14 protein-coding genes are annotated in these 12,130 nt (G+C 70.7%); 5 read left to right on the top strand and 9 right to left on the bottom strand.

The window, feature by feature from the left end:
- Positions 1 to 338: 338 nt before the first annotated feature.
- Both ABZ719_RS26640 and ABZ719_RS26635 read left to right on the top strand, forming a co-directional pair.
- Positions 339 to 812 (top strand): hypothetical protein, encoded by a 474-nt coding sequence (locus ABZ719_RS26640; protein ID WP_366727691.1) that lies wholly within the window; start codon positions 339 to 341, stop codon positions 810 to 812.
- 56 nt (positions 813 to 868) lie between these two features.
- Entirely contained in the window at positions 869 to 1,039 is a 171-nt protein-coding gene (locus ABZ719_RS26635) for a transposase (protein ID WP_366727690.1), read from the top strand.
- 47 nt (positions 1,040 to 1,086) lie between these two features.
- Here ABZ719_RS26635 and ABZ719_RS26630 read toward each other — a convergent pair whose 3' ends face one another.
- Both ABZ719_RS26630 and ABZ719_RS26625 read right to left on the bottom strand, forming a co-directional pair.
- On the bottom strand, positions 1,087 to 1,488 hold the full coding sequence (locus tag ABZ719_RS26630; protein ID WP_366727689.1) for a hypothetical protein: 402 nt from the start codon (positions 1,486 to 1,488) through the stop codon (positions 1,087 to 1,089).
- Between the two features lie 359 nt (positions 1,489 to 1,847).
- Positions 1,848 to 2,426, bottom strand: a complete 579-nt coding sequence (locus ABZ719_RS26625) for a helix-turn-helix domain-containing protein (protein WP_366727688.1) — start codon at positions 2,424 to 2,426, stop codon at positions 1,848 to 1,850.
- 127 nt (positions 2,427 to 2,553) lie between these two features.
- Between ABZ719_RS26625 and ABZ719_RS26620 the strand changes: the two genes are divergently transcribed.
- Complete coding sequence (locus ABZ719_RS26620; protein WP_366727697.1) at positions 2,554 to 3,513, top strand: NADP-dependent oxidoreductase; 960 nt, start codon at positions 2,554 to 2,556, stop codon at positions 3,511 to 3,513.
- Positions 3,514 to 3,741: 228 nt separating this feature from the next.
- Here ABZ719_RS26620 and ABZ719_RS26615 read toward each other — a convergent pair whose 3' ends face one another.
- Both ABZ719_RS26615 and ABZ719_RS26610 read right to left on the bottom strand, forming a co-directional pair.
- Entirely contained in the window at positions 3,742 to 4,623 is an 882-nt protein-coding gene (locus ABZ719_RS26615; RefSeq protein WP_366727696.1) for a hypothetical protein, read from the bottom strand.
- 32 nt (positions 4,624 to 4,655) lie between these two features.
- Positions 4,656 to 5,189, bottom strand: a complete 534-nt coding sequence (locus ABZ719_RS26610) for a YbhB/YbcL family Raf kinase inhibitor-like protein (RefSeq protein ID WP_366727687.1) — start codon at positions 5,187 to 5,189, stop codon at positions 4,656 to 4,658.
- Positions 5,190 to 5,288: 99 nt separating this feature from the next.
- Here ABZ719_RS26610 and ABZ719_RS26605 point away from each other — a divergent pair, with 99 nt between their 5' ends.
- On the top strand, positions 5,289 to 5,981 hold the full coding sequence (locus ABZ719_RS26605) for a GntR family transcriptional regulator (RefSeq protein ID WP_366727686.1): 693 nt from the start codon (positions 5,289 to 5,291) through the stop codon (positions 5,979 to 5,981).
- On the opposite strand, the gene ABZ719_RS26600 is transcribed toward ABZ719_RS26605, so the two are convergent.
- The 3 genes from ABZ719_RS26600 to ABZ719_RS26590 form a co-directional block, all read right to left on the bottom strand.
- Positions 5,932 to 6,189 carry a Tn3 family transposase gene (locus ABZ719_RS26600; RefSeq protein ID WP_366727685.1) on the bottom strand — a complete coding sequence of 86 codons (258 nt, stop codon included), beginning with the start codon at positions 6,187 to 6,189 and terminating at the stop codon, positions 5,932 to 5,934. The genes ABZ719_RS26605 and ABZ719_RS26600 overlap by 50 nt on opposite strands.
- Positions 6,111 to 6,482, bottom strand: coding sequence for an SDR family NAD(P)-dependent oxidoreductase (locus ABZ719_RS26595; protein WP_366727684.1), 372 nt, complete (start codon positions 6,480 to 6,482; stop codon positions 6,111 to 6,113). The genes ABZ719_RS26600 and ABZ719_RS26595 overlap by 79 nt, the downstream gene beginning before the upstream one ends.
- A gap of 398 nt (positions 6,483 to 6,880) precedes the next feature.
- A complete protein-coding gene (locus tag ABZ719_RS26590; protein ID WP_366727683.1) occupies positions 6,881 to 7,210 on the bottom strand; it encodes a hypothetical protein in 330 nt (109 codons plus the stop codon).
- Positions 7,211 to 7,290: 80 nt separating this feature from the next.
- On the opposite strand from ABZ719_RS26590, the gene ABZ719_RS26585 reads away from it, so the two are divergent.
- A complete protein-coding gene (locus ABZ719_RS26585; RefSeq protein ID WP_366727682.1) occupies positions 7,291 to 9,891 on the top strand; it encodes a serine/threonine-protein kinase in 2,601 nt (866 codons plus the stop codon).
- A 213-nt stretch (positions 9,892 to 10,104) separates the two neighbouring features.
- Here ABZ719_RS26585 and ABZ719_RS26580 read toward each other — a convergent pair whose 3' ends face one another.
- Positions 10,105 to 11,355: an MFS transporter gene (locus ABZ719_RS26580; protein ID WP_366727681.1), complete on the bottom strand. Its 1,251-nt coding sequence runs from the start codon at positions 11,353 to 11,355 to the stop codon at positions 10,105 to 10,107.
- The gene (locus tag ABZ719_RS26575) at positions 11,352 to 12,068 is read right to left on the bottom strand and encodes an FCD domain-containing protein (RefSeq protein ID WP_366727680.1); all 717 of its coding nucleotides are present in this window, start codon (positions 12,066 to 12,068) and stop codon (positions 11,352 to 11,354) included. Before ABZ719_RS26575 ends, ABZ719_RS26580 begins: the two co-directional genes overlap by 4 nt.
- Positions 12,069 to 12,130 lie beyond the last annotated feature (62 nt).

Raw genomic sequence — 12,130 nt, 5'->3', positions numbered from 1 at the left:
ACCGACGACACCGTCCTGCCCACCGAACTCACCGCATAGCCTCAAAGACGAGATCACCGAGTGGCCGTCGATACACCACTCCAGCGGACGTGACCCTGATCGGCTGGCGTGCTGTACCGGATCAGCAGGCGTGGTCAGCGAAGGTCGGCAGCTTCGCTCAACTGCAGGCTGCCGGCCTCTGACAGCGGGCGGCATCGCCCTCAGCACAGGCCGGCTGGGCCGACTTCGCTGGGTCGTCGAAGGAACGGTCTCCCAGCTGGCCGGTTGTCGCCGCCTGCATCGCCGCTACGAACGCAAAGCCGATTCGAAGGTCTCGCCGAGTGAGGTAGAAGGGCGGTATGGATACCGCAGTTCTTGAACAGATGCTGGACGAGACCTTCGATCACGCTGTCGTGCACCACGGATACACCAACTACATGCGCGACTACGAGGTCATCGTCTACGCGACTGCGGATCCCCGTACCGGCATCCTCCCGTCCCACCTGCGGTATCTCTTTCGGTTCTGTGTCGAGGCCCGTTGCGAGACCTCGGTGCCGGCGGAGACCTGGCGGGTCTCTTTGGACGACCGGCTCATCGAGTCCGAGACCGACGCCGATCTCGACGGATACGTCTGGGGCGTGAAGTGGCACTGTCTGTACCCGGGAGCCAAGCTTCTCCCTGAGTCGGAGGCGACCCGACACTGGTCGACCGCCCTCGGGGTCGACTTCCATGAGGTACGCATCGAGACCAACGCGCACAACCTGACCTTGCTCTTCTCGGACCTACAGGTGAGCGAGGCTCCAGTGGGATACGCACCCTTCGTCACAGAATAGGGGGAAACGTTCGTGTGACCTTGTGACCGGCGTATGTCCGTGTCGTTCTCCCTGTCATGGGGCGGGCCGATCTGAGTGACGTGGAGTGGGGACGGCCGCAGCCGTTCCTGCCGGTCAGCAACAGGCGTTGCGGCAGGGGACAGCACCACCGGCAGGTGATCGACGGGATTCTGCACCGCGTACGGACCGGCGTGCAGTGGCAGGCGGCACACCATCCATCGCCCTGAACGCGTCAGTGCGCACCACCGCCCCGGGTGCGCGCCATCGGGTCCACTCAGTGGCCGGCCCGCCGGCCTCGGTGCGGTCCGGGCTCCTGCGAGCGGTGCGCCTGCTGATCGTCCGGGCGCACCGGGTGTACTGCGTCGGCTTCGTCTTGTGCGGCGTGTTGTCCGGCGTAGCGGTGCATGGTGGTGCGGGAGTGGTCGGCCGCCTTGGCGAAGGCGTCTTGGAGGCGGCGCAGTCGGTCGGCTATGAGGTCGATGGCTTCCACGTCGGTGCGGGACTCGCGCAAAGCCCGCAGCGACGTCATATCGATCGCCTCCCCGCGACCGGCCTTCGGCTCCTGGTCGTCGTGCTCGACTTCGTCGGCCGGGGGCGCGAGCAGCTGCTCGGGCTTCGCCGCCTGCTGGTGGATGACGCGTCGTACGCCCAGCCCCGCACGGCGGTGGTGGTGCACAGCTTCTCGCGCACCACCGCACCGGCGAGGGCGGTGCGCTCGTACTGGAGCGGGACGCGGGGTATCTCCCACTCCCCCGCGTTCTGGCCCCGGGGCGGTGCGCGGCCGCCTCGCCGGGATCGGTCGGGGGTTGCCAGTCCGGGTCGGGCACGGGGGGCCGGCGGGCGGGGAGGTCGGTCAGGGACCACCGGGCGGTGAAGAGGCGGGAGCCGGCTTCCCGGCCGCTTACGGTCTTCGGCTCGCTGATGTCCAGGCAGTGGGTGGAGATGGCGGCGGCCACGATTCTGTCGTCCAGGCCGGAGTCGCGGCGGCGCCCGCGCAGGACGAGGGCGAAGTGGGCGGTGGAGCGCCTGCGCATCTCAGCGCGGTCTGAGACCGTCCATGAGCAGGTCGAGCAGGCGTTGGGCCTGGGCAGGTTCCGCTGACTTGGCGGCGACGGCGAGCATGCCGAGGATGCCGGCGGAGACGTCGTCGGCGCGAGCGTCGGCGCGGATGTCGCCGGCGGTGGCCCCGGCGTCGGGGATCATGGTGATGGCCGACAGGAGCTCCTGTCGGGTGTGCGCGAGGGAGATCTCGCCGGCGTCGATCATGGCGAGCAGGGTGTCGGTCATGCCGTGCTTGGTCGCCTGCCATTGTGCGAAGAGGTCCATCCACCGGCGCAGTGCCTGCGCGGGCGGGTGGTTGGCGAGCAACTCGCTTGCTCCGGCCGTCAGTCGGATGACCTGGTCCTGGTAGACGGCGTCGACGAGCGCTTCCCGGGTCGGGAAGTGGCGGAAGACGGTGGCGACGCCGACGCCCGCCTGGCGAGCGATCTCGCGCATCGACGGTTCGGTGTCACAGGCGGCGAAGGCGCGGGTGGCGGCCGCGAGTACGGTCGCGCGGTTGCGCGCGGCGTGGGCGCGCAGCGGCTGGTGTGCCGGGGAGGGTTCGGCGGCCATGGCTAAGTGGATCGCGTTCCATTTGAGTCGGTCATCGGGGAAGTGTAAGCCCGAGCCAACCGGAACACGTTCCGTTTATCCCTGGGAGGGGACCCTCATGGCCGAATCCGCTTTCACGCCGGGCACCATGCGCACGGTGCGCTTTCACCAGTACGGCGAGCCCGCCGACGTCCTGCGCCTGGAGACCGCTCCCGTGCCCGAGCCGGAGCCCGGCCGCATACGTGTCGCCGTGCACGCGTGCGGACTGGCCCCGGCCGACTGGGCGCTGTGCCGCGGACTCTTCCCCGGCAGCCTGCCGCGCGGTATCGGCTGCGACGTCTCGGGTGTCGTCGAGGCCATCGGCGCGGGCGTCACGGACACGGCCATCGGCGACCGCGTGTTCGGCACCGCCGACTTCACCCGCCAGCCGAGCGCCGGCGCGGCGGACCGCGCCGTGCTGGACCACTGGTTCGCGGTGCCCGAGGGCCTGGACCTCACCCGGGCCGCCGCGCTCCCGATGGCGCTGAGCACCGCATCCTGGCACCTCGCACGACTCGGCCTGACCGCGGAGCACACGCTCCTGGTCAACGGCGCCGGAACCACCATCGGCTACGCGGCCGTGCAGATCGCCCTCGTCCGCGGAGCACGGGTGATCGCGACCGCCGGACAGACCTACACCCAGCAACTGCGTGACCTGGGGGCCACAGTGGTCGGCTACGGCGAAGGCCTGGCCGAACGGGTCGAGGCCCTCGGCCTCGGCCACGCCGACCTCGTCTTCGACGCCGCGCCGCCGAGCGGCGCCCTGCCCGGACTCGTCAAGATCGCCGACGGCGCCCCCCAGCGGGTGCTGACCTGCTCCGACCTGGCCGCAGCACCCGAACTCGGGGTGCGCGACACCTTTCACGAAGACCCCGCGACGCAAACCGACGACGAACGCTTCGGCGCCTTCCCCGAGTTCGCCCAGCTGGCCGCCGAAGGCAGGTTCACCGTACCGATCGCCGAAACCTTCTCCCTCACACACTGGCGCAAAGCCCTCGAAATCAGCCTGACCGGGCACGCCCACGGCAAACTCCTGCTCCTGCCCGCCGCCGACGGCGGCGCCGGTTAGCCGCAAAGACCGACCGGGACCGAGACATTGAGCCTCTTCAGCGGCCACTCGGACGAGTCACGGTGGATCTCGCGTCGACTGCGCCGCCGACCAGCGCCGCTCTCTCGCCGATGCCAATGCTCCGTCACCCGATCGGGGCCACGTTGCAGAGGCTCATTCACCCCACTCCGGCCGTCTCCTCCCGCAGTCGGCATGTCGTGACCACGAAGGTCCTTCGGTAGTCCTGGATCATCCGCGAACAGCCTGAAACGTCCCTGCCTCGGTGAACGCCTTGGCGATCGGCGCGATGAGCGAGGCGAAGCGGCGGGCGCCTGCGTTGCCGATCGGCGCCCACAGCGCGGTGCAGTGCTCGTCTGTCTCCACTTCGATGCGCTCGCGTGCCGCACTGCCGGCGTCGGTGACCATAGCGTTGGAGTCGAGCCAGCCGCGCGCGACGAGGCGTGCCGTCGCCGCGCTCCACTCGTCGTCGTCCCACTGACGGGTCGCCCGCACGAGAGCTGTCGGGAGGCGGCCGGTCGCGGTGTGCAGAACGAGGCAGTCGCACGGCCCGAGGCCGTTGTCGGCGAGTACGACGAGATGGGCGTCGCCGCGCCACTCGCGCGCCACCGTGATCTGCTGCCACAGTGCGACAAGAGGATCGGAGGGAAGCGCGACCGAGGCGTTCGCGGCGGCGAGCACCTTGCCGGCGTAGTCGGCACCGGCGACGACCGGGTCGATGAGCGAGCGCGCCTCGGCAAGGTGGTCATCCGTGAGTTGTACCTTGACGCGCCGCATCGCCCGGCCGACGGCCAGGAAGCGGGCGGCCTGCCACCGCTCGGGCGGCGCGGCGTCCCACACGCCCGCCATGGCCCTCACTGCCCGCGGGCTGAAGTTGTAGAAGGCCGCGAGCGTGACGTGCCACGGGACCGCGCCCATCGCGGCCGACCGGAAGGCCAGATATGCCGGCCCGCGGTCGGTCACGCCGAGCGTGGCCGCCTCCTCGGCGCTCTCGGGGGCAAGGTAGATGAACAGGTGGGCGGCGCTGACTGCGCGGCTGACGGCACGGACGGCGTTGAGGTCCATCGGGCCGTCGCCGGTGCGGGCGGAGTCGGCAGGGCTGTCGAGGTGCATGGTGGTGGTGTCTCCGAACATCGGGGGCGCTGTCAGGCGGGTGTCTCAGCAGTGGCGATCAGCACGGCGCGTCCGAGGGTGTGGCCGGCCATGGTGAAGCCGAGGACGGCCGGTGTGGCGTCGGCCGGGACACCTGTGGCGGGAATGTCGAGGGCGTGTACCACGACGAAGTAACGGTGCGGGCCGTGCCCGGCCGGCGGGGCGGCGCCGATGTAGCGGGCCACGCGGGCATCGTTGGGCAACTGGTAGGCGCCTTCGGGTAGTTGTGAGCCGGTGTCGTCGCCGGCGCCCTCGGAGAGCTCGGTGGTGGTGGCGGGGATGTCGGCGACCGCCCAGTGCCAGAACCCCGAGCCGGTGGGGGCGTCGGGGTCGTAAACGGTGACGGCATAGCTTTTGGTGCCGCTTGGCGCGCCGCTCCAGGACAGCTGCGGGGACATGTCCTTCCCGCCGGGCAGGCCGGAGGAGTACTGCGCGGGCGGCCACGCGGCGCCGTCGGTGACGGTAGTGCTGGTGACGGTGAACCAGTCCGCCTTCGGGAGGCGGGCGAAGGGGTCGTTGGCAGGCACAGCGGTCGTTCCTGTTCCGGGCGAGGTCGCCCTCATCGGCTACTGAATCGACCATAACACTGATAATCGATTATCTAGGGGATCGTCTACGATGGACTCATGAGTCAGACGGCGCACTCCTCGACCCCACCGGGGAAGCAGATGCTTTCCGAGCAGGTCTACGCACACCTGCGGGACGCGATCATGCGCGGGGACCACCTCCCCGGCGCCCCCCTCAAACCGCAGGAACTCGCCAAGGAGCAGGGCGTGAGCCTGGCCGTGGTGCGCGAGGCGCTCGTGCGGGTGGTCGGCGAGGGGCTCGCCGACCGGTTGCCCAACCGCGGTTTCGCGGTCCCGTCCTTCTCCGACCGCCGCTGGCAGGAGATCGCAGAAGCCCGCCGGACCGTCGAACCGGTGGTGCTGCGCATGTCCATCGAGCGCGGCGACTTCGACTGGGAGGCCCGCGTGCGGGCCGCTCACCATCGTCTGGTGCGCACTCCTGCGTACGCGACGGAAGAAGGCGAGTACTACACCAGCGCATGGGCCGAAGCCCACAGGGCCTTCCACCGCACGCTGCTGGAAGGGTGTGGCAACCACGCGCTGCTGGAGACCTTCGACCGGCTGTGGACCGCGAGCGAGCTGGCCCGCCGCTGGTCGGCACACCGCAACCCCGACCGCGACGGCGCCAAGGAACACCGCACGCTGGAGGAAGCGGTGCTGGCCCGAGACGCCGACACCGCAGCCGCGGTCCTGGTCCAACACCTCACCCTGACCGCGGCCGCTCTGGCCGACGATTCAGGCCGGGCCACCTAGGGGTTACGCCACAACGGCGAGGTCGAGATGGGAATTCGTGTCCAGCTCGAACCGGTCGTAGGGGCACGCGGGTCCGGAACAACGGGGACAGAGCCCGCCGGTCGGCGTCGGTGAGCCGCTTCTGCCGCTTCACCTCGCGCAGCAAGTCCTGGAGCAGCAGGGTGTTGACCTGCACCAGCGCGGACTGGAGCAGGCGCAAGGCGAGCATCGAGATCTCCTGGGACTCCTCGTCGGAGTCGGCCAGGTCACCGGAGCATTGGTGCCGCCGTAGACGGCCCGGTGGGGCAACCCCTCCGGCGGCAGGCTTCTGGCGAGCGCCAGCAGCGAGGCGACCTTGACGACGGCGCCTCGCCCACGCGCCAGCATCCCCGGCACGGCGGCCCTGGTCAGCATCGTCAGGGCGGTGACGTTGACGGCGAGTACCTGGCTCAGCAGGCCGGCTCCGGTCTCGGCGAACGGGCCGTAGCCGTTGATGCCCGCGTTGTTGACGAGGAGGTCCACGCCGGCGGGCGTACAGGGCACCGATTCCGGAGGAGGCGCCGGTGACCAGGGCGGTCCCGGTGGTCTGCGTGGTGTCGAGTGCCATGCCCCCATGGTCCTTCCCTCGCCGGGGCGCGGCACGCCGGTGCCCCGCCGCGTGGTGGGCGGGAGGTGTCCGCCGAGGATGAACGCGGCGTGGCCGTGAAAGGACTCCGGTAACCCCAGCGGCCCGAGACGGGCGCGCTGCACACTGGGCGCGGTGCGCCCGGCGCGGCGGCCGGGCCTGGTCTTGACCAGGGCATGCAGGTGCGCCCGCTCGGCGGCCGTGCGGGCAGCGGGTGCGGGCAGCGGGTGCGGGCGCGGCCGCCGGCCGGATCCGGTGGCCTGGTGTCGCAGAGGCCGGTCAGGGGATGTTCCGGTCAGGATTGTGTGATCTTGACGGCGTCGATCACCCAGTACCAGTTGTTGCCGCCGGTGTAACGGAAGCGAACCCGGGCCGTCGTTGCGTCCGCCGGGACCTGAAGCGCGATGGTCTCGGTGCGGGAGGGGACGTCGACGGTGTAGGCGCGGACGGTGACGAGGGTGGCTCTGTCGTAGGAGACCTGCACCTCGCCCTTCTGCGTGCCGTCCTGCCGGTAGAAGGTGGTGTAGGCGAGGGTGGCGGTGCGGCCGCCGATGACCTTCCAGGCGGGGCGTCTCCTACCAGATGGTCCGCGCCTACGCAGCCAGCCGCCCTCTGTCTGCGGCACACGCAGGTCCATACGCTTGTCTTCACCCAGTGCACGAGAGAAGGGGCGGGGCTGTGAGGAACGGGACGGAGCCGGGCCGTGTGGTCGGTGGGCGCTACCGCCTAGGCGAGCGGCTGGGAACGGGCGGATTCGGGCAGGTGTGGCTGGCGCGGGACGAAACGCTGCGGATCGACGTCGCAGTCAAAGCGGTGTCGATTCCTCCCTCCGCGTCGGACGAGGAGCAGCGGCAGCGGCTGGTGCGGGCGGAGCGCGAGGCCCGCAACGCCGCTCGTCTGCGGGACCACCCGAACGTCGTATCCGTCCACGACGTTGTCGTCGACGGCGGTGTCCCCTGGATCATCATGCAGCTCGTCGAGGGCCTCTCACTGCAGGAACGTCTGGATGCATCCGGTCCGTTGAGCGTCGAGGCAACGGCCTCCATCGCGTCGGCCTTGCTGGAGGCGCTCGGCGCGGCTCACGCCGCGGGCATCCAGCACCGCGACGTCAAACCCGCCAATGTCATGCTCACCGGCGATGGACGGATCCTTCTTGCGGACTTCGGCATCGCGGTCCACCACGATGACACCGCGCTGACCGGCGCCGGACTGCTCATCGGATCGGTGGAGTACATCGCGCCCGAACGCGTGCGCGGCAACGGCCGCACCATCAGCGATCTGTTCTCGCTCGGGGTGACCCTCTATCAGGCGGTCGAAGGGTTCTCGCCGTTCCGCCGGGAAGCGGCGGGTGATGCGCTCAGCGCTGTCCTCTTCGACGACCCACCCGAGCCGCAGCGTGCTGGAGCACTCACGCAGCTCATCGCCCGACTGCTGGTGAAAGACCCCGACCGGCGAGCGACGGTCCAGGAGGCCAAGGACCTGCTGGAAACGGTGGCCGCGGGAAGTGCTGGCCACGCGCCCAAGCTCGATGCGCCCACGCGGCTCCCGGCCACCACCCCCGCGGATGCGCAGCGCAGGCGTCGGGCGATCGGGGCATTGGCTGCCGCGGAGCACGCCGCCCGCGCCTGCGAGGACGAGGACGACAGGGCACGGTTGATCGCCGGTGCGGCCCGTGTATGGGCGGGCATCGACCCGGCCCGCGCGCTGGCCCTCGCCGACGAGGCCGAACGCAGCGCCCGTGCCATCAGCCTGAAGGACGGGCCGGTTGAGAGGTACGCCATCGCGCCCGAGGTACAACTGAAGATCCTCGCCGAGGTCGCCGGCAGCCTGGCGGCACTCGACGTCGGCCGGGCCCGGCGCCTCCTGGACGAGGCCGAGTCCCTGCTGGACCAGATCGGTGATGACGACGACAGCGTCTCGGCTCGCGAGGATGGACTGTTCTTCCTCGCCTCCGCAGCCCTCACCGCTGATCCTGAGCGGGGAGGCCGGCTCGCGGACGAGCTCGAAGGACTCCTGCGCGCTGACGCCGACGGGGCGGAACTGGCCGAGGAGTTGGAAATACTCGCCGCCCAGTGGCGCGACGTCGCCCCCGACCGGGCCAGGACACTGGCGGCCGAGGCCGCCCGCCTGATCGCCACCGCAGAACCTACGGCCCCGCATATCCCCGCTCCCAAGACCGCCGGCCGCACCGTCGCTACCGCCGAGGGAAGCACAGCCGCGCGCGAGGCGGAGCGGACCGCTCGCGCCCTGCCGGCGGGACGGGACCGTGCCCTGGCCCTCCTGCACGCCGCCCGCCTTCTCGCCCCCGCCGATCCGGAACGGGCGCAGCAGCTGACCGCGGACGCGGACGGGGACATCACACGCGTCGCTTTCAACTGGCGCCGGGCGCGTCTGTACCAAGAGGTCCGGTCCACGCGCGTGGAAATCGCGGGAGCCTGGACGGTCACCGACCCCGAGCGAGCTGTCGCACTCCTGGAAACGGTGACGGCCGACCTCACTGACGGCAGTACCCACGATGACGCGAACCAGATCTGGTGTGAAGCCGCCGTGGTGCTCGCCGGGGCCGCCGAAATGCACGCTGCCGACGACGGAGACCGGGCGCTGGCGCTCGCAGCGTGCGGCGTGTCCATGGCCCGGCGTATCAGTCCTGTCCACGCGCCCGGATACGCGGCGCTGGCTGCACTCGGACGGGCACTGGTGTACACGGCCTGGTGGTTCGTCCACCGCGCCGAGCGAGCGGTCATCAACAGCACCGGCCTCGACCGCGTCGAGAAGCTGCTGGCCGACACCGAACGCGCCCTCACCCTGCTGTCCGAGCACATGGCAGCCCACCCGCAGTTGTGGGTGGTCGAAGGGATGGACGGCGTCCCTGTCAAGGAAGCACAGGTGCGTGCACAGATCGCCGAAGCCGCCGTCGATGTGGTGTCCAGGACGGCCGTGGTCAATCCGGGAGGGAGCATGCAGGTGCTCCCGCACGCAGAGCGACTGATTCCCGGCGGCGACGACCACCACGGACTGACCATGGCGCGATGGGCGCTGATCCGGTGTCTGACGCTGGCGGGCAGCCGGGCGGCGGCCACCGAACCGCAGTTGTCGCACCGGCTGTTCGAGAACGCCCAACGGCTCGCTCTCGACCTCGGACAAGACCACGGCGAGCACTGGCTGACGGCGGATACGGCCAAAGCGCAGGCCCAAACCGATCTGGATGGCGCTGAGCGCACCGCCCGCACCATCCCCCAGGGCAGTGACCGCGCGGAGGCCTGGCTCGCCATCGCACAAGCATGGCTGCGACCCGCCGCAACCTGACGCCGGAACTGCGGGCGGCGCATCTGCAGGCCCGGATCGAGAGCAACACCGTCAAGGAGGTCGTCGAGGACGCACGCGGCGCCATGCTCATCGCTGCCCCCACAGCTCTCGGCGCCGCCCACGTATGGGACAAGATCGGTGCGGCGAAGGCCCAGGACGTGCTGGATGAGCGTCTGGGAATTCACCCAGCCGGTTTCGGGCAGGGCGTCCGTGTCAGTCGGCGGGCCGGCCTATGTGGCGGTCCTGTCCCGCACCGTGCCCGGCGACTGCTGTGGCGACACCGAGGACGGCCAGGACGGCGAGCGGGAGTGTCCAGCTGTGCGTGGCGTCGTGCAGGATGCCGAGGAGGAGAGGACCGGCCGCCGCCACGAGGTAGCCGACGGACTGTGCCATGCCCGCCAGGGCAGCGGCTTCGCCTGGGCTGCCGGCCCGCTGGCTCTGGAAGGTGAGCGCCAGGACGAGGCTCGCGCCGCCGCCGAGGCCGAGCAGAGTGCACGCCACGACGGGCAGCCCGGGCGCGGCGACCAGGACGGTGAACCCGCCCGCCACGAGGACCGAGGCCCCGGCGGCCGTCCACCGCTGGTCGTGCCGGCCCCCGGAGAGCAGGGGCAGAAGGCTGCTGGCCGCCAGGGACACCACCTGGTAGTAGAACAGCATCCAGCCGGCCGTGGTGCTGCTCGTGCCGCGGTCGATCAGGATGCTGGGCAGCCACGCGACGGCGGTATAGAAGGCCAGGGACTGCAGGCCCATGAAGAAGGTGACCTGCCAGGCGAGCCGCGACCGCCAGGGGACCGGGCTGCGGGTCCCGCCGGTGGACGCCTGTGGCTTGTCCCCCCGTATACGGGGCAGCCAGGCCAGGAACGCCGCGACGGTGAAGACGACCCCCCAGGCCAGCGCGGTGTACCAGGATCCCGGCACGGTGTGGGCCAGCGGCGCGGAGATCCCGGAGGACACCGCGGCCATGAGGCCCATGACGGTCACGTAGAGAGCGCTGACGCCCTGGATGCGATGCGCGGGGACGCTGCGCCGGATCAGTGCGGGCAGCAGCACGTTGCCGAACGCGATGGCCGCGGAGAGGATCACCGTACCGGCGAACAGGCAGACCACCGAGGGGAGGGATCGGACCACCGTGCCCACGGCCAGCACCCCGAGCGACGCCACCAGCAGGCGGGCGCCGCCCCACCGGTGGGAGGCGCCGGCGACCAGCGGCGACGTCGCGGCGAACGTCAGCAGCGGGAGGGTGCTCAGCAACCCGCCCCAGCTCGACGTGAGACCGCTGCCACGTTCGATCTCCGGGAGGAGCGTGCCGACACCGGTGAGGGTGGTGCGCAGGTTCGCCGCCACGAGACAGATCGCGACGACGAGTCCGACCGACACAGCAGGCGGCGCGGGGTCGGTGCGACCGGCGTGCGTCGACCGGGAGACGGAGCGACGTGGGGACACGGAGGAGGACTGAGCGCTCACTGGTCCTCACCTGCTCGTGACCGGTCGCTCTCGTGGTCACGGGTGCACCGGACGATCGCCGCTGCCGCCGCCCGGGCCCCGCTCGCGTCCCGGGCCTCGACCGCGGCGACCAACTGCCGGTGCAGGCGCGCGTGTTCCTCGGCGTGCGCGGCGTCCCAGGGCAGGCCGCCCAGGGACGAGGTGAGCGCCGTACCGAGGTGGTCGTACATCTCGATCAGCAGGTCGTTCCCGCTCGCCCGGACCACGGCCCGGTGGAACAGCGCGTCGACGCTCACGGCCGCGGCCGTGTCCTGGCTGTCGCCTGCCGCATCGGCGTCGGCCAGCAGCTCCCGCAGTTGTTGAAGCTGTTCCTCGTCGCGGCGCAGCGCCGCGGCTCCGGCGGCGTACTCCTCCAGTACGGTCCGCAGCTCCAATACGTTGTCCCGCTTCGCGGAACTCGCCCGCCGCACCATGACCGACTGCAGCTCACTCGCGGAACGCACATAGGTTCCGTCCCCGGGCCGGGGCTCCAACAGGCCCAGGTGCACCAACGCACCGATCGCCTCCCGCAGCGTGCTGCGTCCGACCCCGAGCTCCTCGATCAGGGCCTGCTCCGGTGGGATGCGCGTCCCCACCGGCCAGCCCCCTGCCTCGATGTGTGAGCGAAGACTCTCTACGAGTTGCGCGGACAGGCTGGTCGCCCGTCGCGGTGCACTGATCCGTTCCCGTTCCATGAGCACACCCTATACAAACATCAGACATTTGAACATCATGCATCTGCGGACGTTGCACCGTG

The sequence above is a fragment of the Streptomyces sp. NPDC006743 genome (assembly GCF_040703815.1).
Taxonomy (GTDB): Bacteria; Actinomycetota; Actinomycetes; order Streptomycetales; family Streptomycetaceae; genus Streptomyces.
This window is presented reverse-complemented; position numbering and strand designations above follow the sequence as displayed.

Coding starts and splice junctions, on each gene's coding strand:
- ABZ719_RS26640 (WP_366727691.1), top strand. CDS start 339: ATGGATACCGCAGTTCTTGAACAGATGCTGGACGAGACCTTCGATCAC.
- ABZ719_RS26635 (WP_366727690.1), top strand. CDS start 869: ATGGGGCGGGCCGATCTGAGTGACGTGGAGTGGGGACGGCCGCAGCCG.
- ABZ719_RS26625 (WP_366727688.1), bottom strand. CDS start 2,426: ATGGCCGCCGAACCCTCCCCGGCACACCAGCCGCTGCGCGCCCACGCC.
- ABZ719_RS26620 (WP_366727697.1), top strand. CDS start 2,554: ATGCGCACGGTGCGCTTTCACCAGTACGGCGAGCCCGCCGACGTCCTG.
- ABZ719_RS26615 (WP_366727696.1), bottom strand. CDS start 4,623: ATGCACCTCGACAGCCCTGCCGACTCCGCCCGCACCGGCGACGGCCCG.
- ABZ719_RS26605 (WP_366727686.1), top strand. CDS start 5,289: ATGAGTCAGACGGCGCACTCCTCGACCCCACCGGGGAAGCAGATGCTT.
- ABZ719_RS26600 (WP_366727685.1), bottom strand. CDS start 6,189: ATGCTCGCCTTGCGCCTGCTCCAGTCCGCGCTGGTGCAGGTCAACACC.
- ABZ719_RS26575 (WP_366727680.1), bottom strand. CDS start 12,068: ATGGAACGGGAACGGATCAGTGCACCGCGACGGGCGACCAGCCTGTCC.